Origin of the sequence: Skermanella stibiiresistens SB22, from assembly GCF_000576635.1 — a bacterium.
GTDB classification, from domain to species: Bacteria; Pseudomonadota; Alphaproteobacteria; order Azospirillales; family Azospirillaceae; genus Skermanella; species Skermanella stibiiresistens.
This window is the reverse complement of record NZ_AVFL01000004.1, coordinates 74860-96214: the sequence shown is the minus strand read 5'-3', so window position 1 is coordinate 96214 and position 21355 is coordinate 74860. Positions and strand designations below refer to the sequence as shown.

The 21355-nt window shown below is 66.9% G+C and carries 18 protein-coding genes; 14 read left to right on the top strand and 4 right to left on the bottom strand.

Features of this window, described 5'->3' with window-relative positions:
- Positions 1 to 388: 388 nt before the first annotated feature.
- The 6 genes from N825_RS36270 (at position 389) to N825_RS07115 (ending at position 9597) form a co-directional block, all read left to right on the top strand.
- Positions 389 to 2341: a methyl-accepting chemotaxis protein gene (locus N825_RS36270; protein ID WP_051511676.1), complete on the top strand. Its 1953-nt coding sequence runs from the start codon at positions 389 to 391 to the stop codon at positions 2339 to 2341.
- A 115-nt stretch (positions 2342 to 2456) separates the two neighbouring features.
- The gene (locus N825_RS07135; protein ID WP_037449004.1) at positions 2457 to 2699 is read left to right on the top strand and encodes a hypothetical protein; all 243 of its coding nucleotides are present in this window, start codon (positions 2457 to 2459) and stop codon (positions 2697 to 2699) included.
- A 96-nt stretch (positions 2700 to 2795) separates the two neighbouring features.
- Positions 2796 to 3719, top strand: coding sequence for a glycine--tRNA ligase subunit alpha (locus N825_RS07130; protein WP_051511675.1), 924 nt, complete (start codon positions 2796 to 2798; stop codon positions 3717 to 3719).
- 16 nt (positions 3720 to 3735) lie between these two features.
- A complete protein-coding gene (glyS, locus tag N825_RS07125) occupies positions 3736 to 5829 on the top strand; it encodes a glycine--tRNA ligase subunit beta (protein ID WP_037449002.1) in 2094 nt (697 codons plus the stop codon).
- Between the two features lie 142 nt (positions 5830 to 5971).
- Positions 5972 to 8665: a pyruvate, phosphate dikinase gene (ppdK, locus tag N825_RS07120; protein WP_037449000.1), complete on the top strand. Its 2694-nt coding sequence runs from the start codon at positions 5972 to 5974 to the stop codon at positions 8663 to 8665.
- An 8-nt stretch (positions 8666 to 8673) separates the two neighbouring features.
- The gene (locus N825_RS07115; RefSeq protein ID WP_037448999.1) at positions 8674 to 9597 is read left to right on the top strand and encodes an ArgK/MeaB family GTPase; all 924 of its coding nucleotides are present in this window, start codon (positions 8674 to 8676) and stop codon (positions 9595 to 9597) included.
- A 109-nt stretch (positions 9598 to 9706) separates the two neighbouring features.
- Here the strand turns inward: N825_RS07115 and N825_RS07110 are convergent, their stop codons facing one another.
- A complete protein-coding gene (locus tag N825_RS07110) occupies positions 9707 to 10309 on the bottom strand; it encodes a PRC-barrel domain-containing protein (protein WP_037448996.1) in 603 nt (200 codons plus the stop codon).
- Positions 10310 to 10447: 138 nt separating this feature from the next.
- Positions 10448 to 11338, bottom strand: coding sequence for a CAF17-like 4Fe-4S cluster assembly/insertion protein YgfZ (ygfZ, locus tag N825_RS07105; RefSeq protein WP_037448994.1), 891 nt, complete (start codon positions 11336 to 11338; stop codon positions 10448 to 10450).
- Positions 11339 to 11512: 174 nt separating this feature from the next.
- On the opposite strand from ygfZ, the gene N825_RS07100 reads away from it, so the two are divergent.
- From N825_RS07100 to N825_RS07085, 4 genes are read left to right on the top strand one after another with little or no spacing between them, the layout of a single operon-like run.
- Positions 11513 to 12568 carry a glycosyltransferase family 9 protein gene (locus N825_RS07100; protein WP_063833658.1) on the top strand — a complete coding sequence of 352 codons (1056 nt, stop codon included), beginning with the start codon at positions 11513 to 11515 and terminating at the stop codon, positions 12566 to 12568.
- Positions 12568 to 12954, top strand: a complete 387-nt coding sequence (locus N825_RS07095) for a DUF6165 family protein (protein WP_037448992.1) — start codon at positions 12568 to 12570, stop codon at positions 12952 to 12954. The genes N825_RS07100 and N825_RS07095 overlap by 1 nt, the downstream gene beginning before the upstream one ends.
- Positions 12955 to 12979: 25 nt before the next feature.
- Entirely contained in the window at positions 12980 to 14020 is a 1041-nt protein-coding gene (locus tag N825_RS07090) for a glycosyltransferase family 9 protein (protein ID WP_051511674.1), read from the top strand.
- A 54-nt stretch (positions 14021 to 14074) separates the two neighbouring features.
- Positions 14075 to 15511 carry a mannose-1-phosphate guanylyltransferase/mannose-6-phosphate isomerase gene (locus N825_RS07085; RefSeq protein WP_037448989.1) on the top strand — a complete coding sequence of 479 codons (1437 nt, stop codon included), beginning with the start codon at positions 14075 to 14077 and terminating at the stop codon, positions 15509 to 15511.
- Positions 15512 to 15562: 51 nt separating this feature from the next.
- On the opposite strand, the gene N825_RS07080 is transcribed toward N825_RS07085, so the two are convergent.
- Positions 15563 to 16042, bottom strand: a complete 480-nt coding sequence (locus N825_RS07080; protein ID WP_037448986.1) for a cupin domain-containing protein — start codon at positions 16040 to 16042, stop codon at positions 15563 to 15565.
- A 26-nt stretch (positions 16043 to 16068) separates the two neighbouring features.
- Positions 16069 to 17232 (bottom strand): iron-containing alcohol dehydrogenase, encoded by a 1164-nt coding sequence (locus N825_RS07075; RefSeq protein ID WP_037448983.1) that lies wholly within the window; start codon positions 17230 to 17232, stop codon positions 16069 to 16071.
- A gap of 158 nt (positions 17233 to 17390) precedes the next feature.
- Here N825_RS07075 and N825_RS07070 point away from each other — a divergent pair, with 158 nt between their 5' ends.
- The 4 genes from N825_RS07070 (at position 17391) to N825_RS07055 (ending at position 21337) form a co-directional block, all read left to right on the top strand.
- Positions 17391 to 17660: a hypothetical protein gene (locus tag N825_RS07070; RefSeq protein ID WP_037448980.1), complete on the top strand. Its 270-nt coding sequence runs from the start codon at positions 17391 to 17393 to the stop codon at positions 17658 to 17660.
- A 103-nt stretch (positions 17661 to 17763) separates the two neighbouring features.
- Positions 17764 to 18861 carry a UV damage endonuclease UvsE gene (locus tag N825_RS07065; RefSeq protein ID WP_063833654.1) on the top strand — a complete coding sequence of 366 codons (1098 nt, stop codon included), beginning with the start codon at positions 17764 to 17766 and terminating at the stop codon, positions 18859 to 18861.
- Complete coding sequence (locus N825_RS07060; protein WP_037448977.1) at positions 18858 to 19919, top strand: spore photoproduct lyase family protein; 1062 nt, start codon at positions 18858 to 18860, stop codon at positions 19917 to 19919. The genes N825_RS07065 and N825_RS07060 overlap by 4 nt, the downstream gene beginning before the upstream one ends.
- Positions 19920 to 20020: 101 nt before the next feature.
- Positions 20021 to 21337, top strand: coding sequence for a serine hydrolase domain-containing protein (locus tag N825_RS07055; protein WP_037448974.1), 1317 nt, complete (start codon positions 20021 to 20023; stop codon positions 21335 to 21337).
- Positions 21338 to 21355 lie beyond the last annotated feature (18 nt).

The following is a 21355-nucleotide window of genomic DNA, read 5'->3' as shown; positions in this document are numbered from 1 at the left end:
AGCACAACCCTTCGCAAATCGAGAAAGCGATTTGCGAAGGGTTTGGCAAAATGCGAAATCGAATTGAACTGAAACGCCTCGCAATAAACTAAAGACATAAGACATTCTGGCAGTCTTGGACCAGATCAACGAAGCTTTTCGCTCCGTGAGTCCATAAAAATATTCAAGATATATGCGATATGGATTAACTCATCCGTGGCGCGCTTTGTGCATCCTTGTTAGCCCATTGGAAGCCGAACACCAGCTGGGCAGCGGCACGCTGCCCGGTTGTTCGGCTTTGCGTGAGGCGGCCGCAAAAGCGAAGACAAGGAACTCCAGCATCATGAGTCCACTGAGAAGTTTTCAAAACGCGAAGCTCGGCGTGAAACTTGGTCTAGGTTTCATCGTCATGCTTTTGATTTCCTTGATCCTCGTCGTGAACGACCAGCGCTCCATGAGCGATTCCGAGGCGAATTTCGGCGACTTCTCCCTGATCGCGACGAACAGCCTGCTCGTCGCCGACGTGGAGAGCGCATTGCTGACCGTCGCCGTCGGCGCACGCGATTACCAGCTATCGCCAACTCCGCAAAACAAGGAGAAATTCAATACGGGCGTCCAGGCATTCCAGGAAGCCTTGAAGGGTGCCCGGGATAGGGTGAGGAACCCGGAACGGGTGCGTATCCTGGCGGAAATGGACGCCACTTGGCAAAACTATGAGAGCCTGCTTGTCAAGACCATTGGTCTGGTCGACACGCAGACGAGCATCCTCAACGAGGAAATGGCCCCCCTGGGCGCCAGCGCCCGAAGAGAGCTTTCCGCGATGAGCGAGCTTGCCGCCAAGGATGGCAAAATGGAGCTGTCCAGCGACATCGGCAATATCGTCGAATCTTTCCTGCTCGCTCGTTTGAATGTTTATCAATTTCTTCAAACAAACAGCCCGGATAACAAGAAGCGGATCGAAGATGAGCTGACGAAAACCGGAGCATTGTTGAAGGACGCGATGACCTATGCCCAAGACGCCGCGCTTGGCCAGCGTTTGACGTCGCTCACCGCGGAAGTCTCCAAGTATCGCGGTTTGGCCGCCAAGTTCACGGATGCCACCGCGCGGCGGACCGAGACGGCCTCGGAGGCCGTCCGGGTCCGGAGCGTGTTGGTGGGGCAGATAGCCGATGTGATGAAATCGCAGCAGGCCGATCAGTCCAAGCTCCGGCAGTTGGTGGCGGACGACTTTGGCAGCGCCCGCTTGTTCGCCTGGATTGGTCTGGCAGTGGCCCTGCTGATCGGAGCGCTCTGTGCCGTCGGCCTGACGCGGACAATCGCCGGTGCCGTCCAAGCCATGACCAAGGCGATGCAGACCTTGGCCCAGGGCGATACCCAGGTGGAGATCCCCGCCCGCGGCCGGGGTGACGAGATCGGCGCCATGGCGGCCGCCGTCCAGGTCTTCAAGGAAAACGCCATCGAGCGGATCAGGCTGGAAGGCGTGCAGGCGGCCGAAGCCGAGGCGAAGGAGAAGCGGACCAGGGCCGTCGAGCGGCTGATCGGCGATTTCGACGGCCAGATGGCGTCCATCCTGCGCACCGTCTCGTCCGCCGCGACCGAACTGGACAGCACCGCCCAGAGCATGGCGGCGACCGCCGAGGAAACCAGCCGGCAGGCGACGGCGTCGGCCGGCGCCGCCGAACAGACCTCCGCCAATGTCCAGACCGTCGCCTCGGCGGCGGAGGAGATGACCGGATCCCTGATGGAGATCTCGCGTCAGGTCACCCGCTCCACCGGCATCGCCAACGACGCGGTCACCCAGGCCGAGCGGACCGACGGCACGGTGCGGGGTTTGGCCGAAGCGGCGCAGAAGATCAACGACGTGGTCGAACTGATCTCGACCATCGCCGGCCAGACCAACCTGCTGGCGCTCAACGCCACGATCGAGGCGGCACGCGCCGGCGAGCATGGCAAGGGCTTCGCGGTGGTGGCGAGCGAGGTCAAGAACCTCGCCAACCAGACCGCCAAGGCGACGCAGGACATCACCGCCCAGATCGCCGCGATCCAGGCCGAGACCAACGGCGCCGTCACCGCGATCCAGGGCATCGGCGGCACCATCCGGCAGATGAACGAGATCACCACGACGATCGCCGCCGCGGTGGAGGAGCAGAACGCCGCCACGGCCGAGATCTCCCGCAACGTCGCCCAAGCCGCCGCCGGCACCCAGGAGGTCTCCCTCAACGTCGGCCAAGTGATGGAGGCGTCGGCCCAGACCGGCTCGGCGGCCACCCAGGTGCTGGGTGCGGCGGGCGAGTTGTCGCAGCAAGCCGAAATGCTCCGCGCCGAGGTCGAGCGGTTCCTGGCCGGCATCCGCGCCGCCTGACGACCAACCCGCCCCGGCCGAAACGCCGGGGCGGGCAGCACCAATCGATCGTAAGCCGTCCCTCGTCATGGGGCGGTCCTTGACCCGCCCGGTCACCGCGCCGTAATGAAGGCGCATGTTCACGAAGTTCCTCACCCTCGTCCTGCTGATCGTCATCGTGTGGTTCGGGTTCAAGTTCGTGACCCGCGCCAACGCCATCGCGGCGGCGAAGCGGGAAATGGCCGCCCGCCGCGAAGCGGGCCTGCCGCGCCCCCGCCCCCACAACGCGGAGGAGATGATCCGCTGCGCCGCCTGCGCGGTCTACGTCTCCGCCACGAAAGCCAGTGCCTGCGGCCGGCCAGACTGCCCGTACCGGTGAGCCGGATAAGCGCCCGCCAACCTCCCGCACTTGATTCCGCCAGACCGCCCGCGTATCGTCCGCGCACCGCAACAAAACGATAAAGTGTGAGCGAACATGGCGCCTGCAAGCGCGGCGATCCGGCCCTCCAGCGTTCAGGGCCTCAGCTTCCAGGCATTGATCCTGAAGCTCCAGAATTTCTGGGCCGAACAAGGCTGCGTCATCCTCCAGCCCTATGACATGGAGGTCGGCGCCGGCACGTTTCATCCGGCGACGACCCTGCGGGCGCTGGGCCCCCAGTCTTGGCGCGCGGCCTATGTCCAGCCGTCGCGCCGCCCCAAGGATGGCCGGTACGGCGAAAACCCCAACCGCTTGCAGCACTATTACCAGTTCCAGGTGATCCTGAAGCCGTCGCCGGCCGACGCGCAGGACCTGTACCTGAAGAGCCTGTACGCCTTGGGCATCGATCCCAAGCTGCACGACATCCGCTTCGTCGAGGACGACTGGGAGAGCCCGACGCTGGGCGCCTGGGGCCTTGGCTGGGAGGTCTGGTGCGACGGCATGGAGGTTACCCAGTTCACCTATTTCCAGCAGGTCGGCGGCATCGAGTGCGATCCCGTCGCGGTCGAGCTGACCTATGGGCTGGAACGGCTCGCCATGTACGTCCAGGGCGTCGAGAACGTCTACGACCTGGATTTCAACGGCGCCGGCGTCCGCTATGGCGACGTCTTCAAGCGGTCGGAGATCGAGTTCTCCACCTTCAACTTCGAATACGCCAACACCGACCGGCTGCTCCAGCACTTCAAGGACGCCGAGGCCGAGTGCCAGGTGCTGCTGGACGCCAAGCTGGCGTTGCCGGCTTATGACCAATGCATCAAGGCCAGCCACCTGTTCAACCTGCTGGACGCGCGCGGCGTGATCAGCGTGGTCGAGCGGGCCGCCTATATCGGCCGGGTCCGGGCGCTCGCCAAGGGGTGCTGCGAGGCTTGGCTGGCGGGCTTGCCCGCGTCGGCACCGTCCATCGCCGGCCCGACCACCTGATAGACCGCCGGAAACCATGCCCCAGCTTCTGATCGAACTGTTCTCCGAGGATATTCCGGCCCGCATGCAAGCCCGCGCGGCCGAGGATCTCCAGCGTCTCGTCACCACCAAGCTGGCGGCGGCCGGCTTGGAGGCCGGCGTCGCCGCGGCGCATTCCACGCCACGCCGGCTGGCGCTGGTGATCGACGGTTTGGCCGAACGCACCGCCGATGTCCGGGAGGAGCGGAAGGGTCCGCGCGTCGGCTCGCCCGAGCAGGCGGTCGCCGGGTTCCTGCGCGGCGCCGGCCTCTCTAGCCTGGAGCAATGCGAGCAGCGCGACACCGGCAAGGGCGCGTTCTGGTTCGCCGTGGTCGAGAAGCCCGGCCGCGCCACCGCCGAGGTCCTGCCCGGCATCATCGTCGAGACGATCCGCGAGCTGCCGTGGCCCAAGAGCATGCGCTGGGCGACCAGCGACTTCCGCTGGGTCCGCCCGCTCCACCACATCCTGGCGGTGTTCGACGGCAAGCCGGTCGAAGGCTCGTTCGATCTGGGTGGCGGCTTGGGCGTGCTGACATTCGTCGACACCACCAGGGGGCACCGCTTCCTGTCGCCCGACGCCATCGTCCAGGCCACCAGCTTCGACCAGTACCGCGACGGCCTGCGCGCCGCCCACGTGATGCTGTCGCGTGACGAGCGCCGGGCCAAGATCGAGACCGACGCCTCCGAGGTCGCCGGAGGCCATGGCCTCGTGGTGGCGCCGGACGATGGACTGTTGGACGAGGTCACGGGCTTGGTCGAATGGCCGGTCGTGCTGAGCGGCGCCATCGACCAGCAGTTCATGGACGTCCCGCCCGAGGTGCTGACCACCTCGATGCGGACCCATCAGAAATACTTCGCCACGACCGACGCCACCGGCGCCCTGGCGCCGCGCTTCGTCGTGGTCGCCAACATGGCGACGTCGGACGGCGGCGCCGCCGTGATCGCCGGCAACGAGCGCGTGCTGCGCGCCCGGCTGTCGGACGCCAAGTTCTTCTGGGAGCAAGACCGTAAGGTCAAGCTGGAGGAGCGGGTGCCGGCCCTCGAGTCGGTGATCTTCCACGCCCGATTGGGCACCGTGGCGGAAAAGGTCAACCGGCTGGAGACTTTGGCCGCCGAACTGGCCGCCTTCGTACCCGGCGCCGACCCGGATCAGGCGCGCCTCGCCGCCCGCCTCGCCAAGGCCGATCTCGTTTCCGGCATGGTCGGCGAGTTTCCCGAGCTTCAAGGCGTGATGGGCCGCTACTACGCGCTGGGCGAGGGTCTGCCCGCCCCGGTCGCCGACGCCATCGCGGAGCATTACAAGCCGCTCGGCCCCAACGACCGCTGTCCGACGGCTCCCGTCAGCGTCGCGGTGGCCTTGGCCGACAAGCTGGACACGCTGGTGGGATTCTTCGCCATCGACGAGCGGCCGACCGGCTCCAAGGACCCCTACGCGTTGCGCCGCGCCGCCCTTGGCCTGATCCGGCTGATCGTGGACAACGGGCTGCGGCTGGAGCTGGGCCGGGTGTTCGAGCTGGCCCATGGGCTGTACAGGGCTGAAAAGCTGGTGCCCGCGACCCAGACCGGGCCGCAGCTGCTGGAGTTCTTCGCCGACCGGCTGAAGGTCGTGCTGCGCGACCGGGGTGTGCGCCACGATCTGGTGGACGCCGTGTTCGCGCTGGGCGGCGAGGACGATCTGGTCCGCCTGCTGTCGCGCGTCCAGGCGCTCCAGGGTTTCCTGGGCACCGACGACGGCGCCAACCTGCTGACCGCCTATCGCCGCGCCACCAACATCGTCCGGATCGAGGAGAAGAAGGACGGCCGGACCCACGGCGAGGCGCCGGAAGCGGGTCTGCTCGAACTGCCGGAGGAGAAGGCCTTGTTCCAGGCGCTCGCCGACGCGGAACGGGCGGCGGTGCCGCTGCTGGCGTCGGAGGATTTCGGGGGATGCATGGGCGCATTGGCCGCACTCCGCCCGCCGGTGGACGCGTTCTTCGATAGGGTGACGGTCAACGCGGATCAGCCACCCCTACGTGTAAACCGTCTGCGTCTGCTGAGCCAGATTCCCGCGACCTTGAATCGCATAGCGGACTTCTCCAAAATCGAGGGATAAGGTGTCGCCACGAGCGACGCCTGGATCCGCCGTGGGATCAGCGATGAGAACAGCGGAATAGACCTGGAGCATCTCGCCGAGGAATCTTTCAAACTCGGCCAAGCCAGTATTTGAGTTCATCACAGGAGTACCGGGGAGCACCATGGGTAATCAGGTCACAACCCGCTGGGTCTACAGCTTCGGCGACGGCAAGGCCGAAGGCCGGGCGGAAATGAAGAACCTGCTTGGCGGCAAGGGTGCCAACCTTGCGGAGATGAGCAACCTGGGCCTGCCCGTGCCGCCCGGCTTCACCATCACCACCGAGCTCTGCACCTATTATTACAAGAACGACAAGACCTATCCGTCGGACCTGAAGGCGCAGGTGGCGGAAGCCCTGGCGACGGTGGAGCGTAGCATCGGCGCCGGTTTCGGCGATCCCGAGAACCCGCTGCTGGTCTCGGTGCGCTCCGGCGCCCGCGCCTCCATGCCGGGCATGATGGACACCGTGCTGAACTTGGGCCTGACCGACGTGACGGTGCTGGGCCTGGTCAAGCGCAGCGGCGACGCCCGATTCGCCTATGACAGCTATCGCCGCTTCATCCAGATGTACGGCAACGTCGTTCTGGGCGTCGAGCATCACCACTTCGAGGACATTCTCGAGAACGTCAAGCGCGACCGCAACATCACGCTCGACACCGAGCTGGTCGCGACCGACTGGCAAGCGGTGATCGAAGGCTACAAGAAGGTGGTCGAGCACGAGCTTGGCCGGCCGTTCCCGCAGGACGTCCACGAGCAATTGTGGGGCGCCATCGGCGCTGTATTCGGCTCCTGGATGAACCAGCGCGCCATCACCTACCGCCGCCTGCACGAGATCCCGGCCGAGTGGGGCACCGCAGTCAACGTCCAGGCGATGGTGTTCGGCAACATGGGTAACGACTGCGCCACCGGCGTGGCGTTCACCCGCAATCCGTCCACCGGCGAGAACGCCTTCTACGGCGAATATCTCGTCAACGCCCAGGGCGAGGACGTCGTCGCCGGCATCCGCACCCCGCAGCACCTGACCATCGCCGGCAAAGAGGCCAACAAGTCCGACCTGCCGTCCATGGAAGAGGTCATGCCCGAGGTCTTCCATCAGCTCGACGCGGTGCGCCTGAAGCTGGAGGGTCACTACCGGGATATGCAGGACATCGAGTTCACGGTGCAGCAGAACAAGCTGTACATGCTCCAGACCCGCACCGGCAAACGCACCGCCGCGGCGGCGCTGAAGATCTCGGTGGATCTGGCGAACGAGGGCGTGATCGACCGCGCCGAGGCGATCAAGCGGATCGACCCGGCCTCGCTCGACCAGCTCCTGCACCCGACGCTGGACCCGAAGGCCGACCGCACCGTCATCTCGCGTGGTTTGCCGGCCTCGCCCGGCGCCGCGTCGGGCAAGCTGGTGTTCAGCGCCGACGAGGCCGAGACCCAGGCCCAGCTTGGCGAGTCGGTGATCCTGTGCCGGATTGAGACGAGCCCGGAGGACATCCACGGCATGCACGCCGCGCGCGGCATCCTGACCACCCGCGGCGGCATGACCAGCCACGCGGCGGTGGTCGCGCGCGGCATGGGCCGGGCCTGCGTCGCCGGTGCCGGTGACCTGCGGGTCGATTACAAGGCGCAGACCGTCACCGTCCGCGGCGTCACCATCAAGGCCGGCGACACCGTGACGATCGACGGCTCGACCGGCGAGGTCATGCTGGGCGCCGTCCCGACGATCCAGCCGGAGCTGTCGGGCGACTTCGCCACCCTGATGGGCTGGGCCGACGAGATCCGCCGCATGAAGGTCCGGACCAACGCGGAAACCCCGCTGGACGCCCGCACCGCCCGCAAGTTCGGCGCCGAAGGCATCGGCCTGTCGCGCACCGAGCACATGTTCTTCGACGCCGACCGGATCGTCGCCGTTCGCGAGATGATCCTGGCCGAGACCGAACACGGCCGCCGCGCGGCGCTCGCCAAGATCGCGCCGATGCAGCGTCAGGACTTCGTCGAGCTCTTCACCATCATGAAGGGCCTGCCGGTCACCATCCGCCTGCTCGACCCGCCGCTGCACGAGTTCCTGCCCAACTCAGACGAGGAGATGGAGGAGGTCGCCAAGGGGGCGGGCACCGACATCCTGAAGGTGCGCCACCGCGCGTCACAGCTTCACGAGTCGAACCCGATGCTCGGCCACCGCGGCTGCCGTCTCGGCATCTCCTATCCGGAGATCTACGAGATGCAGGCGCGCTCGATCTTCGAGGCCGCCGCGCAGGTCTTCAAGGACAGCGGCGAGACCGTGATCCCCGAGATCATGATCCCGCTGATCAGCACCAAGAAGGAGTTCGACATCCTCAAGGCCGTGATCGACAAGGTCGCGGCCGAGGTGATCAGCAGCAGCGGCCGCAAGATCGAATACCTCGTCGGCACGATGATCGAACTGCCCCGCGCGGCGTTGCGGGCCGGTGATATCGCCGAGACGGCGGAGTTCTTCAGCTTCGGCACCAACGACCTGACCCAGACCACCTTCGGCATCAGCCGCGACGACGCCGGCAGCTTCCTGCCGGACTATCAGCGGAGCGGCATCCTGGAGCACGACCCGTTCGTGACCATCGATGTCGAGGGTGTCGGCGAGTTGGTCAAGATCGCGGCCGAGCGCGGCCGGGCGACCCGTCCGGACATCAAGCTCGGCATCTGCGGCGAGCACGGCGGTGACCCGGCGTCGGTCCACTTCTGCGAGACGATCGGCCTCGATTACGTCTCGTGCTCGCCCTACCGCGTTCCGATCGCCCGTTTGGCGGCGGCGCAGGCGGCGCTGTCGACCGAACGCGCCAACCGGGACTGAGAAGCCCCGTGACGCTGACCAAGCTCCGCGCGTCCCTGGCGCGCGGAGAGAAGGCGGCCCTGGCGGCGGCGCTGGCTGGGATCGAGCGCGATCCCGACGGCGCCGCCACCGCGGACCTGCTGGATGCCGCCCACAACGACCCGATCGCCCGCGTGATCGGCTTGACCGGCCCACCCGGCGTCGGGAAATCGACGCTGACCGGTGCTTTGATCTCGGAATACCGGCGATTGGACCGAACGGTCGGCTGCATCGCGGTCGACCCGTCGTCCCGCCGCAGCGGCGGCGCCCTGCTGGGCGACCGCACCCGCCTTGGCACCGATCCGGAGGACGCTGGCTGCTTCGTCCGCTCGATGGCCGCGCGCGACCGCCTGGGCGGTCTGGCGGGATTGACGGTCGCGGCGATGGTCCTGATGCGGGCCGTCTATGATGTCGTGCTGATCGAGACCGTCGGCGTCGGCCAGTCCGAGACGGATATCGCCGGCACCGCCGACACGGTCGTGTTCTGCGTCCAGCCCGGCTCGGGCGACAGCCTGCAGTTCATGAAGGCTGGCATAGTCGAGATCCCGGACATCGTCGCCGTGACCAAGGCCGACCTCGGCGCCGCCGCCCAGCGGGCCCGGGCCGACGTCAAGGGAGCCTTGAGCCTCGCCGAGGCCGCCCGGGGCGATTGGGAAATCCCCGTGCTGGCCCTGTCGGTCCAGCAACGCCAAGGCATCGGCGATCTGATCCGCGCGCTGGACGATCACGCCGCTTGGCTGGCGCGGACCGGCCGTCTCGCCAGCCAGCGTCAGGATCAGGCGCGGGTCTGGCTGGTGGAGGCGATCCGCGAGCGCTTCGGCCGCGAGGGCGTGCGCCGCGCCGGAACGATCGACTTGGCGCCGGGAACCGCCCCCTTCGGCGAGTTGCGGGCGATTTCCCAGCGTCTGCTCTGATCTCGCCTTTCGGACATGAGGAACCCCCGGAGCGGTGCTCCGAGGGCTCTCCCAGGTGCGTGCGAGGCTGTCGGTCCCCGGCGCGCACCCGGTCCTTCAGGCAACTTGACTACTGGGTATTGCCGCTCGTCGTTCCACCATTGGCGCCGGAAATGCCAGCGGCGCCGGGGGTGGTTCCGTGCTGGTCGGCCGTGGCGCCCGTGTCACCGCTCTTGTTGAACGAGGTCATGGTGTCGTTGTATTCGAATTCCGGCATGCCCTCGACATCGGCCTGTGTCATCCTACTGACCGTCAGGTGATCCTCGTCGCCATCCGCGTCGGCCTGAACCTTGACCTGCCCATAGTTGACGGCGATCTGCTTGGCGCCGATACCGAGGAAGCCGCCGCTGGAAATGACGACCTGCTCGGCCGATCCGGACGTTGGATCGAGGATCACGTCCTGGACGGATCCGATCTTCTCACCGTCGCTCCCCATCACGTCCTTGCCGATCAGATCCTCGGCGCTGGCCTGATCCATCGTCGATCCGGTCGTTGACAGCGCGGAGTTGGCGGACTCGCCCGTCATCGGGGCGGTATCCATGGCGGAGGGAGCGGCGACCGCGGGCGGGTTGGCTGTCGGGGAGGATGGCTCAGTCGTCGAAGTACCCTGCGCGAACGCGGCGCCCGTCATCAGGGCCAAGGCCGAGGCGGCGCCGATCAGTTCCTTACGCATCGAAGAACTCCTTTGAACTGGTTTCAGTCTCGTGTCTTCCCTTTCCCCAACACGCCGTGCGGGAAATCATCACGCACGCCGAATCGATTTTTCTCCGACCATTAACCAATACAGCCGCGGCGCGACCTCAAACGACGCTCACCAGGTGGCCCAATCCGGTTTCACCGGCACGATGGTGGCATCGCCCACCACCAGTGGCAGCCCCTCCGCCCTGGCACGCTCAACCTCCTCCAACCGCAGAAGCGCCAACGCCCGTCCATCGGCCCCGGTCCGCATCTCTCCGGCCTCCTTGTCGCCGAGCATCACGATGGCCCCGGACTCCGGCAGGGAACCCTCGACGGTCACCGGCATCAGGCGCTTCCGCACCAAGCCACGATAGCGGGTGCGGGCGGTCAGTTCCTGGCCCATGTAGCAGCCCTTTTGCCATGAGATCGCCTGTAGATCATCCAGGTTGTTCTCCAGCAGGATCGCCTTGTCGACGATCATGTCGCGGCTGCCGTCGGGCACCCCGGCTTCCAGCCTCAGGCGTTCATAGGCGTCGCCATCGGCCGGTGCGAAGTCCTCCAGCGCGGCGACCTCGGTCCCGCGCGGCAGGATGGCCCGGGCGCCCAGCGCCGCCAAGCGGGGATCGGTGAAGACGACGCCACCCCCCAAGGGAGCGGCGGCACCCGGCTCGGCCGTCAATCCCACCGCCTCCAGCGCGCCCTCGCCGAACAGCGCTGTGACAGAGTAGGCGGCCGTCGCGTCCTCCAGCGTGATCTTGGAGCGCAGCTTGTACATCTTGAGCCGGCGCTGGAGGTCTGCCAGCCTCTCCGCCTCGCAGTCCAGCAACAGCCTGCCATCCACCTCGCTGATGGTGAAGTCGTGCAGGTACTTGCCTTGGGGCGTCAGGAACGCGGAATAGACCGCCTGGGACGGGCCGACCTTGGTGACGTCGTTGGTCACCAGCCCCTGGAGGAAGGCGACGCGGTCGTCGCCGCCGATCGCCAGGATGCCGCGCGGCGCCAGGGTGACGTAGGATTTGGTCATGAAATGGCTCCACGGCGGTTTGTCGATGGGTCGGATCAGGGAACCGGATCAACTGAAAGGATATCATCACGTATTCGCGGGACGCGCCTTTGACAAGGTGACTTCTTGGCTCGCCCGGGCGGGGCGGCTATAAGCCGGGCGCGGTTGACCGTGTCGGAACCCTGGGAGCCAGCCTTGCGTATTCTGTTCATCGGCAACAGCCGTATCGGCGACTTCATCCTGTCGAGCGGCCTGCTGGCCCACTTGATCGACAAGCATCCCGACGCCAGGATCACCGTGGTCTGCGGGCGTATCGTCGCACCCCTGCTCGCCCATGCGCCCAACATCGAGCGCGTCATCGTGATGGAGAAGCGGAAGCGGCACCGGCATTGGCTCGACCTGTGGCTGACGACGGCCGGCACCCGGTGGGATCTCGTGATCGACCTGCGGAACTCGGCCGTCTCCCGCCTGCTGTTGGCGCGCGAGGTCAAACGGGTCGGCCGGGCCAAGGGCCAGCGCCTCCACCGGGTCGAGGAGATCGGCCAGGTTCTCGGCCTCGATCCGCCCCCCGATCCCCGGCTGTGGATCGGCCCCGCCGAGCGGGCCGCCGCGGCGGAATTGATCCCCGATGGTCCGCCCGTGCTGGCACTGGGGCCGGGCTCGACGCACGAGCACAAGCGCTGGCCATCCCAGCGGTTCGCCGAGTTGGCGCTGCGCCTGACCGGCCCCGACGGCATCCTGCCCGGTGGCAGGGTCGCGGTGATCGGCTCCCCGGCGGAGCGTGTCCAGGCGGAACCCGTGCTGGCGGCGATCGAACCGGCCCGCCGCATCGACCTGATGAGCAACACGCCGCTGCTGGTCGCCGCCGCGTGCCTGGAGCGCTGCGCGCTTTATGTCGGCAACGATGGCGGCCAGATGCACCTGTCGGCCGCCACCGGCATCCCCACGGTCGGGCTGTTCGGCCCGACCCCGGCACACCATTACCGCCCCTGGGGCCAACTCGCCGACCACGCCGCCGCCCCCGAGGCGTTCGAGGATCTGGCGGCGCGGATCCCGGACGCGCTTCGCACGGGGGACATCTCCCTGATGGGCGGACTGACCGTCGATGTGGTCGAGGCGACCGTCCGCCGCCTATGGCTGAAAGCCGCTTCGTCCGAAAATGGCCTCATTGGCGGGCGGGCGTCCGCTGTGCTAGGAGGAAGCTCATCGAACGAGGCTGACATCCCCAGCGGCAAACCAGGAACGACGTGATGGCTATCCTGATTGAAGTGGCTCCCGGCGAGCTGATCGACAAATTGACGATCCTGGAGATCAAGAAGGCCAACATCGCCGACCCCGCCAAGCTGCGGAACGTCCAACACGAACATGACGTGCTGGCGCGCGTGCTGGCGGAACAGGTGCCGTCGAGCGATGCCCTGACGGCGCTGACCGCCGACCTGAAGGCGATCAACGAGAGCCTGTGGAGGATCGAGGACGACATCCGCGACCTGGAGCGGGCGCGCGACTTCGGCGGCCCCTTCATCGAACTGGCCCGCGCCGTCTACCACACCAACGACCGCCGCGCCGCCGTCAAGCGCCAGATCAACGAGCTGCTCGACAGCGAGATCGTGGAAGAGAAATCCTACGCGGCCTATTGATCCCCCCGTGGATCCACACGCCGCCATGACCGCCTCACAGCTTGACTCCGCACTGGCCGAAAGCGTCGCCGTCTTCAGCTATGAGGAGATCATTGGCGATGGCCTCTACAAGCTTCCGTTCGTGCGGATGCTGCGCGCGGCCTATCCAACCGCCAGGATAACCTGGATCACCACGCGGAAGACCGTCTACGCCGGGCGGCTCCAGCCGATCATGACCGGGCTGATCGACGAGTTCCGTCAGGACAGCGGCATCGGCGAGAGCGTCGGCGGGGTGTTCCGCCCCCTGCCCTTCCGCCAGCGGTTCTCGGTGATCATTGACACCCAGACGACGCTGTGGCGCACTCTGACGATGCGGAGGATGCCGCACGACCTGTTCGTGTCCGGCTCCTTCGGGTTCCGGCTGTCCGACCGCAAACCGCCACCGAGCCAGATCCGGCCGTCCCACATGGTCGATCGGCTGGCCGACCTGGTGAGGCTGGCCGCCGGCGCCGTGCCGAAGGTCGCGACCGGCCTGCGCCTGCCCGGCGACCTGACGGCCAAGGCGGAGGCGGCGCTGCCGCCGGGGCCGGTCTATGTCGGTCTGGCACCTGGCGCCGGCAAGCGGTTCAAGTGCTGGCCGCTCGACCGCTTCGTCGCGGTCGCCAAGGCGCAGGCCGAACAGGGTCGCGTCCCCGTCTTCATCCTGGGGCCGGACGAGCTGGAATGGCTGCCCCAGCTGGCGGAGGCGGTGCCAACCGCCCTGTTCCCCGAGCAGGACCAGTCCGTCTGGGGCGACGCGTTCACGCCGCTGCGGACCATAGCGCTGGCCCGCCGGTTCAGTGCCGCGATCGCCAACGACAGTGGCGTCAGCCACATGTTCGGCGCCGCCGACATCCCTTTGCTAACCCTTTTTGGCCCCACTCCGGCGGCGAAGTTCCAGCCCAGGGTAACCGTCGGGGGTGCGATCACCGCGCAAGAGTTCGGCGGCCGCGACATGACCGATATTCCGGTGCAAACCGTTATCGAAAGGGTGGATCAGCTTTTGATACACCCGTCAGATGATGGCCACTACTCGAAAAACTGCTGAAATTCCCGCACCTTTTGCTGCATTGTGTCAAACAGACACGGACGAGCTGAGATCATGCCTCCAATCAACAGTGCCCAGACCATCCATCCAGTTCTCCTTTCCGGCGGTTCGGGATCGCGCCTTTGGCCGATCTCGCGGGAAAGCTATCCAAAGCAGCTTCTGCCGCTGGTCGGGGAACGGACCATGCTTCAGGACACCGTGGGCCGCGTCGCGGGTGAGGGTTTCGCGCGGCCGCTGGTGATCTGCAACGACGAGCATCGGTTCGTGATCGCGGAGCAATTGCGCCAGATCTCGGTGACGCCGTTCGCCATCGCCCTGGAGCCGGTCGGCCGCAACACCGCCGCCGCCGCGGCCGTGGCGGCGCTGATCATCGCCGATCAGGACCCCGACGCCCTGCTGCTGCTGCTTCCGGCCGACCACGTGATCCGCGATCCGGCCGCGTTCCACGCCGCCGTGGAGACCGCGGCCGGCGCCGCCGCCGCCGGCAATCTGGTGACGTTCGGCATCACGCCGACCCAGCCCGAGACCGGCTACGGCTATATCCGCCAAGGCGCCGAACTGACCGCCCATTCCGGCGTGTTCCTGGTCGACGCCTTCGTGGAGAAGCCGGGCATCGAGAAGGCGGCCGACATGCTGGCGGCCGGCGGCCATTTCTGGAATGGCGGCATGTTCCTGTTCTCGGCGGCCAAGCTGCTGTCCGAATTGGAAAAGTTCGAGCCGGCCATCGTGGCGGCCTGCCGCGAGGCGATCGCCAAGGGCTCGCGCGATCTCGACTTCTTCCGCCTGGACCCGGACGCCTTCGGCGCCGCTCCCAGCATCTCCATCGACTACGCGGTGATGGAGCGGACGGACAGCGCCGTCGTCGTCCCGGCCAATATCGGCTGGACCGATGTCGGCGCCTGGTCGGCCCTGTGGGACATCGGAGCCAAGAACGAGGACGGCAACGTCTTCGTCGGCGATGTCATGACGGAGGACGCCAAGAACTGCTACATCCGCTCCGAAGGCGTGCTGACCGCCGTCGTCGGGCTGGATGACGTGGTGGTGGTGGCGACCGACGACGCGATCCTGGTGGCCAGCCGCGACAAGGTGCAGGACATCAAGAAGATCGTCGAGCGGCTCAAGAAGGAGGGCCGTCCGGAGGCGAAGATCCACAGCCGCGTCCACCGGCCCTGGGGCTTCTACCAGTGCCTGCACGAGGGCGAGCGCTTCCAGGTCAAGCGCCTGACCGTCAAGCCGGGTGCCACGCTGTCGCTCCAGAAGCACTATCACCGGGCGGAGCACTGGGTCGTCGTCAACGGCACGGCCCTGGTCACCCGCGACGCCGACCAGGTGCTGCTGCGCGAGAACGAGTCGATCTACATCCCGCTGGGCGCCGTCCACCGCCTGGAGAACCCCGGCAAGGTGACGCTGAACCTGATCGAGGTCCAGTCCGGCTCCTACCTGGGCGAGGACGATATCGTCCGCCTGACCGACACCTACGGCCGGGTGTAAGCCCTAACCAAAGCCCCGGCGGGAGTTCTCCTCCCGCCGGGGCTGTCAGTTTCAATGCTTGTGGATCGGATCGACCCAGGCCACGGTCTCGGGCTTCTCGACCATGGGTATGTCCAAGTTGACCACGACCGCCTCCTGGTCGCTCCGCACCAGGACGCATTCCAGCGGCTCGTCGGTGCTGGCGTTGATCTCCTGATGCGGAACGAAGGGCGGGACGTAGATGAAGTCGCCCGGCCCCGCCTCGGCGGTGAACTCCAGCGCATCGCCCCAGCGCATCCGGGCGCGCCCGCGCACGACGTAGATCACGCTTTCCAGGTCGCCGTGGTGATGGGCGCCGGTCTTGGCATCGGGATGGATCGTGACCGTCCCGGCCCATAGCTTCTGGGCGCCGACCCGCGCGTGGTTGATGGCCGCCGCCCGGTTCATCCCCGGCGTCTGAGGCGTGTTGGAGTCGAGCTGGTCGCCCTTGACCACCCGCACGCCGTTCTCCCGCCAGTCCGTCTTATCACCGTCGGTGTTCTCCGGTTCCATGGCCGAACCCTCCCCCTTTGGCCGCGTCAGGCGGCGTAGATGTCCCGGTAGAGGCTGACGATCTCCTCCGCGGTCGGCACGCGCGGGTTGTTTCCGGGCGAGCCCGAACCCAGCGCCTGCTCGGCCATCAGCGTCAGCAGCCCCATGAACCGGCCCTCGTCGATGCCATAGGCCTGGGGAGTCGGCACCTTCAAGTCGGCGTTCAGCGCGTTCAGGGCATCCAGCAGGGCGACGCCGGCCGTCTCGTCGTCGGTGCCGGGAGCGCAGGCCCCCATCGCGCGGGCGCAATCGGCGTATCGGGCGGTCGCGGTCGGCAGCGAGAACGCCGTCACGGCCGGCAGCAGCATCGCGTTGGACAGCCCGTGCGGCACGTGGAAATGCGCGCCGATCGGGCGGCTCATGCCATGGACCAGCGCCACCGACGCGTTGCTGAAGGCGATGCCGGCCTGGTTGGCCGCCAGCATCATCTGCTCGCGGGCCTCGCGGTTGCCCGGCTCGAAACAGGCGGTGCGCAGATGCTTCGCCACCCGCGCCATGGCAGCCAGCGCCATGCTGTCGGAGAACGGGTTGGCCTTGCGGCTGACATAGGCCTCGATCGCGTGGGTCAGCGTGTCGATGCCGGTGTCCGCCGTCAGGCGGAAGGGACAGCTCAGGGTCAGCTCGAAATCGACGATGGCGCCCTGCGGGATCACGCCGGCCCCGGCGATCAGCATCTTCTCGTCGGTTTCGGTATCGGTGATCACGGTGAACTTGGTGGCCTCCGATCCGGTCCCGGCGGTGGTCGGGATCGCCAGCAGCGGCAGGCTCTCGTTGGGGATCGGGTTCGGCACCTTGTAGTCGCGCATCTTGCCCGGATTGGCCGCCATCACGCCCATCGCCTTGGCGGTGTCGATCGGCGAGCCGCCGCCCAGCGCTATCATGCCGTCGAAGCCACCGTCGGACAGCATCCGGGCGCCGGCGTAGACCACCTCGGTGGTCGGATCGGGCACCGTGTCGGCGAACACGTCAAAGGGGATGCCGGCCGCCGTCAACGGGTCGGTCAGCTTGGCGATGGCCCCGCTGTCCCGCATGAACGGATCGGTCACGATCAAGGGACGCTTGATGCCCAGCTTCGCCAGGGTGTCGGCGACCTGGGCGATGGACCCGCCGCCGATCAGCATCAGCTTGGGCATGGCGATGGTGGCGATCATGTTTTTGGTTCCTCCCGCAACTTATGTCTCGCCCTCAACTTGTACGCCGCCCCATGGCCCAGGGGCAAACGCTTCGACGGGGTTGCCCTTCCGGTGGTTGGCGCTATGGTGGGCCCAGCCGGGCGCCGCCCGCGCGTGTACGGTAGGAGGGCGAAGAGATGGCCCGTGATTTCTCCCAGGCCTATGATGTCTCGCAAGAGTGGCAGCGGGTCGCCACCGCCGAACAGCGGGCCAGGAACGTCTTTCTGCAAGCCCAGGAACGCGCCCTCCACCTGCTGAAGTTCCAGGAGCGCGAACGCGCCAACATCGAGAAATCGGCGGCCCAGGCCCATGCCGACTGGATCGCCGCGCGTGCCGCGCTGGACGCCTTCGTGGCCGACTGGCGGGAGTCGATGGCGGGACCGGACGGCGACACCCCCACCGGCTGAGGGTGGACGGCCCTAGGGTGGACGGCCCTAGGGTGGACTGAGGCCTCTTCCGACACATATCAGGCTGCCGACCCCGTTCGGCCGCCTTGTCCGGAGAGCCCCGATGCCCGATACCGTCAGCACCCCGAGCCCATCGCCCCAGGATGGCCCCCGGATGGATGGGCCGCGCTTCGGCTGGTGCTGCCAGTACATCCCACCCGACGGCGACGCCGAGACGGCCAAGCGGATGAACCCCGGCACCGTGACGGTGGCGACGCTGACCAAGCTGGACGGCGCCCGCGCGGCCGCCAAGCTGGAGGAGGTGCTTCGGCGAAACCTCCAATCGCTGCATCTGCAATTGGCCGAGGTGGCACGGCACCCGCCCTATCGCAGGCTGCTGCGCGTCAACAGCGGATTGCTGCCGGTCTACACCCACCCCGTCGGCCTGCCGCTATACAAGGAACCGGCGATCCGGTCGCTGGTCGAAACCGCCCTGGAGCATGCCGGCCGCAAGGCGCGCGAGGCCGGCATCCGGATAGGGCTGCACCCCGACCAGTTCTGCGTCATCAACAGCGCCAGCCCGGCGACCTTGAAGAACTCGATCGACGAGTTGGAATACCACGCCGACATCCTGAGGATCATGGGCCTGACCGGCGGCTGGCATCCCCACGGCGCCCACGTCAACATCCATGGCGGCGGTCGCGGCGAGGGTGTCGCGGGTTTCCGGCGCGGCTTGGCGCTGCTGTCGGACGACGCCCGCAACCTCGTGACGGTCGAGAACGACGAGATGTCCTATGGGCTGGACGACCTGCTGCCGCTGGCCGACGCGGTGCCGATCGTGCTCGACCTCCATCACCACTGGGTCAAGAGCGCCGGGGAGTATATCCGCGCCGAAGATCCCCGCGTCGCCACCATCGTCCAGTCCTGGCGCGGCGTCCGGCCGATCGCCCATGTCAGCGTCTCGCGCGAGGATCTGCTGGACGGCTGGCCCGACCAGGAACTGCCCGACTACGCCGTGTTGAGCGCCCGGGGCTTGAAGGCCCGCGACCTGCGGGCGCATTCCCAGCGGATGTGGAACCACGCGGTCAACCGGCTGGTGGCGGAACACATGGCCTGGGCTGATTTCGAGGTCGAGGCCAAGGCCAAGAACCTGGCGGTGGACGACCTGGAACGCGACGCCCTCGGCCTCGGCGTGGTCTCGGGGGGTACGGTCGGCGCATGACCATCCCGCCCCTGGACGTCGCCCGCATCCTGTACGAGCCGGCGGCGGCGGCGCATCCGCGCGGCCAGCAGATCCTCGACCGCTTTCCCGGCGCCGAGCGCGTCGAGGTCGCTTCGCACTGGAACATCCCCGACCTGCATGGCGACAGCGACAAGGTCGACGAATGGGTCAGGACCAAGCGGGGCGTGCTGGTGATCGGCGTCAAGAAGTCGCTCTCCGTCCGGCCCAACGGGCGGAGTGGCGACTTCATCGCTCCCTCCCACTCCAACGGCTGCGCCATGGCCTGCGTCTACTGCTATGTCTCGCGCCGCAAGGGTTACGCAAATCCCATCACGACCTTCGTCAACATCGAGGGCGTCGCCGCCACGATCGAGCGCCACGCCACCAAGTTGGGGCCCAAGACCGAGCCCAACCAAGTGGACGAGCGAGCCTGGGTCTACGACATCGGCGAGAATGGCGACTGCTCGGTCGATGCCTTGATCTGCGACAACGTCCGCGATCTGACCGCCCTGTTCCGCCGCCTGCCCAACGCCAAGGGCAGTTTCGCCACCAAGCACGTCAACCGCGACCTGCTGGACTACGATCCCGCTGGCCGCATGCGCATCCGTTTTAGCCTGATGCCGGCGGAGCTGGCGCGCACGCTCGACGTGCGGACCTCCCCGATCGCCGAGCGCATCGCGGCGATCGACGACTTCGTCCGCGCCGGCTGGGAGGTTCACCTCAACTTCAGTCCGGTCGTCGTCTATGACGGCTGGACCTCCGACTACACTGACTTGTTCCGGCAGGTCGACGCGGCCCTGTCGGACCGCGCCAAGGAACAACTGGCCGCCGAGGTGATCTTCCTCACCCATAACGAAGCCCTGCACGAGGTCAACCTGCGTTGGCACCCGAAGGCCGAGGACCTGCTGTGGACGCCGCGTTGGCAGGAGGCCAAGGTTTCGGAGAACGGCGCCGCCAATGTCCGGTACCGGGCGCGGATCAAGGGCAAGCTGATCGCCGTCTTCCGCGACCTGCTCGCCCGCGAGATGCCCTATTGCCGCATCCGCTACGCGTTCTGAGGGCGGATGATCCGGGAAGCGCGTAAGACGGCATAAAACTGCAATCATCGGGATATATACCTCCATGCGACCTCATAAATTCAGTCGTATGGAGAGCGAGGATGCTGAGAAAGTTGTTGGTTTCCGCCATTCTGCTCACCCCCGTCACGATCGGCCAGCCCCTTGCCGAAAACCAGCCCAACAGCGCGGATCATTCGCCTTCCCGGGTGACGGTGTCGGAGGATGTGTCCCATGGCTTTCCGGCGGGCCGTCTGAAGCGATTGGATGGCGCCATGGCCGACGCGGTCTCGAAGGGGTTGATCCCAGGCGCGGTGATCCTGATCGCCCGCGATGGCGAAGTGGTCCATGCCAAGGCCTTCGGCACGCTGGGCGGCGCCGGAACCCCGGCGATGCCGGAGAACGCGATCTTCAGGCTCGCCTCGATGACGAAACCCATCGTCACCACCGCCGCGATGATGCTGGTAGAGCGGGGCATGCTCTCGATCGATGAGCCGGTGACCAAGCACATCCCGGAGTTCGCGTCCCTCACGGTCGAGGTTCGCGGGACGGACGCCTCGGGCGCTCCGACCTTGGGCACGGCACCGCCGGCGCGTCCGATGCTGATCCAGGATTTGATGCGGCATACGTCGGGCTTGACCTACAGCTTCACCGGCCCGGCGACCGACCCGATCCGCAAGGCCTATGTCGACCAAGGCATCGAACAGATGACGGCCGATCTTCCGGCTGACGAGATGATCAGCCGCTTGGCCGCCATCCCGCTGGCCCATCAACCCGGAACCACGTTCGAATACGGCGTCTCCACCGACGTGCTGGGCATCATCCTGGAACGCGTCACCGGCAAGCGGTTGGACGCCATCCTGGAAGAGATGATCTTTCGCCCCCTGGGCATGAAGGACAGCGGCTTCGTCGTCAAGCCAGGCGACCACGCGCGGTTGGCCAGCATCCCCGCTGGCGATCCCCTCGGCGGTTGGTTGACCGGCTGGTTGAGGGTGGAGTCCGAGCATCCGGGGGGATACCTCAGCGGCGGCGGCGGCATGGTGTCGACCGCGCGCGATTACTTCCGGTTCGCCCAGATGATCCTGGACGGCGGTGAATTCGACGGAACCCGCCTGCTGTCACGGAAATCGGTCGAATTGATGCTGTCGGACCATCTCGCCGGCCTCGCCGGCGGCCCCACCGGCTATTCCGGTCCCGGCTATGGGTTCGGGCTGGGGTTCGCCGTCCGGACCCGGAAGGGGGAGGCGTCCTATCTTCCGGGCAGCACGGGCGACGCTATGTGGTTCGGGGTCACGGGAACCACCTTCGTGATCGATCCCGAAGAGAGGCTGGTGGCCATCCTGCTGACGCAATCCCCGTCGACGCGGGCGCGGACGAGGCCCCTGTTCAGGAACCTGGTGTACGGCGCGATGGGGGACTGAGCCCGCTCCCCCATCGCT

What these genes read in the sequence shown, in the direction of transcription:
- ppdK (WP_037449000.1), top strand. Translation starts at nt 5,972, where the DNA reads ATGGGTAATCAGGTCACAACCCGCTGGGTCTACAGCTTCGGCGACGGC.
- N825_RS07060 (WP_037448977.1), top strand. Translation starts at nt 18,858, where the DNA reads ATGACCATCCCGCCCCTGGACGTCGCCCGCATCCTGTACGAGCCGGCG.
- N825_RS07095 (WP_037448992.1), top strand. Translation starts at nt 12,568, where the DNA reads ATGGCTATCCTGATTGAAGTGGCTCCCGGCGAGCTGATCGACAAATTG.
- ygfZ (WP_037448994.1), bottom strand. Translation starts at nt 11,338, where the DNA reads ATGACCAAATCCTACGTCACCCTGGCGCCGCGCGGCATCCTGGCGATC.
- N825_RS07065 (WP_063833654.1), top strand. Translation starts at nt 17,764, where the DNA reads ATGCCCGATACCGTCAGCACCCCGAGCCCATCGCCCCAGGATGGCCCC.
- N825_RS07130 (WP_051511675.1), top strand. Translation starts at nt 2,796, where the DNA reads ATGGCGCCTGCAAGCGCGGCGATCCGGCCCTCCAGCGTTCAGGGCCTC.
- N825_RS07080 (WP_037448986.1), bottom strand. Translation starts at nt 16,042, where the DNA reads ATGGAACCGGAGAACACCGACGGTGATAAGACGGACTGGCGGGAGAAC.
- N825_RS07110 (WP_037448996.1), bottom strand. Translation starts at nt 10,309, where the DNA reads ATGCGTAAGGAACTGATCGGCGCCGCCTCGGCCTTGGCCCTGATGACG.
- glyS (WP_037449002.1), top strand. Translation starts at nt 3,736, where the DNA reads ATGCCCCAGCTTCTGATCGAACTGTTCTCCGAGGATATTCCGGCCCGC.
- N825_RS07055 (WP_037448974.1), top strand. Translation starts at nt 20,021, where the DNA reads ATGCTGAGAAAGTTGTTGGTTTCCGCCATTCTGCTCACCCCCGTCACG.
- N825_RS36270 (WP_051511676.1), top strand. Translation starts at nt 389, where the DNA reads ATGCTTTTGATTTCCTTGATCCTCGTCGTGAACGACCAGCGCTCCATG.
- N825_RS07085 (WP_037448989.1), top strand. Translation starts at nt 14,075, where the DNA reads ATGCCTCCAATCAACAGTGCCCAGACCATCCATCCAGTTCTCCTTTCC.
- N825_RS07135 (WP_037449004.1), top strand. Translation starts at nt 2,457, where the DNA reads ATGTTCACGAAGTTCCTCACCCTCGTCCTGCTGATCGTCATCGTGTGG.
- N825_RS07070 (WP_037448980.1), top strand. Translation starts at nt 17,391, where the DNA reads ATGGCCCGTGATTTCTCCCAGGCCTATGATGTCTCGCAAGAGTGGCAG.
- N825_RS07075 (WP_037448983.1), bottom strand. Translation starts at nt 17,232, where the DNA reads ATGATCGCCACCATCGCCATGCCCAAGCTGATGCTGATCGGCGGCGGG.
- N825_RS07090 (WP_051511674.1), top strand. Translation starts at nt 12,980, where the DNA reads ATGACCGCCTCACAGCTTGACTCCGCACTGGCCGAAAGCGTCGCCGTC.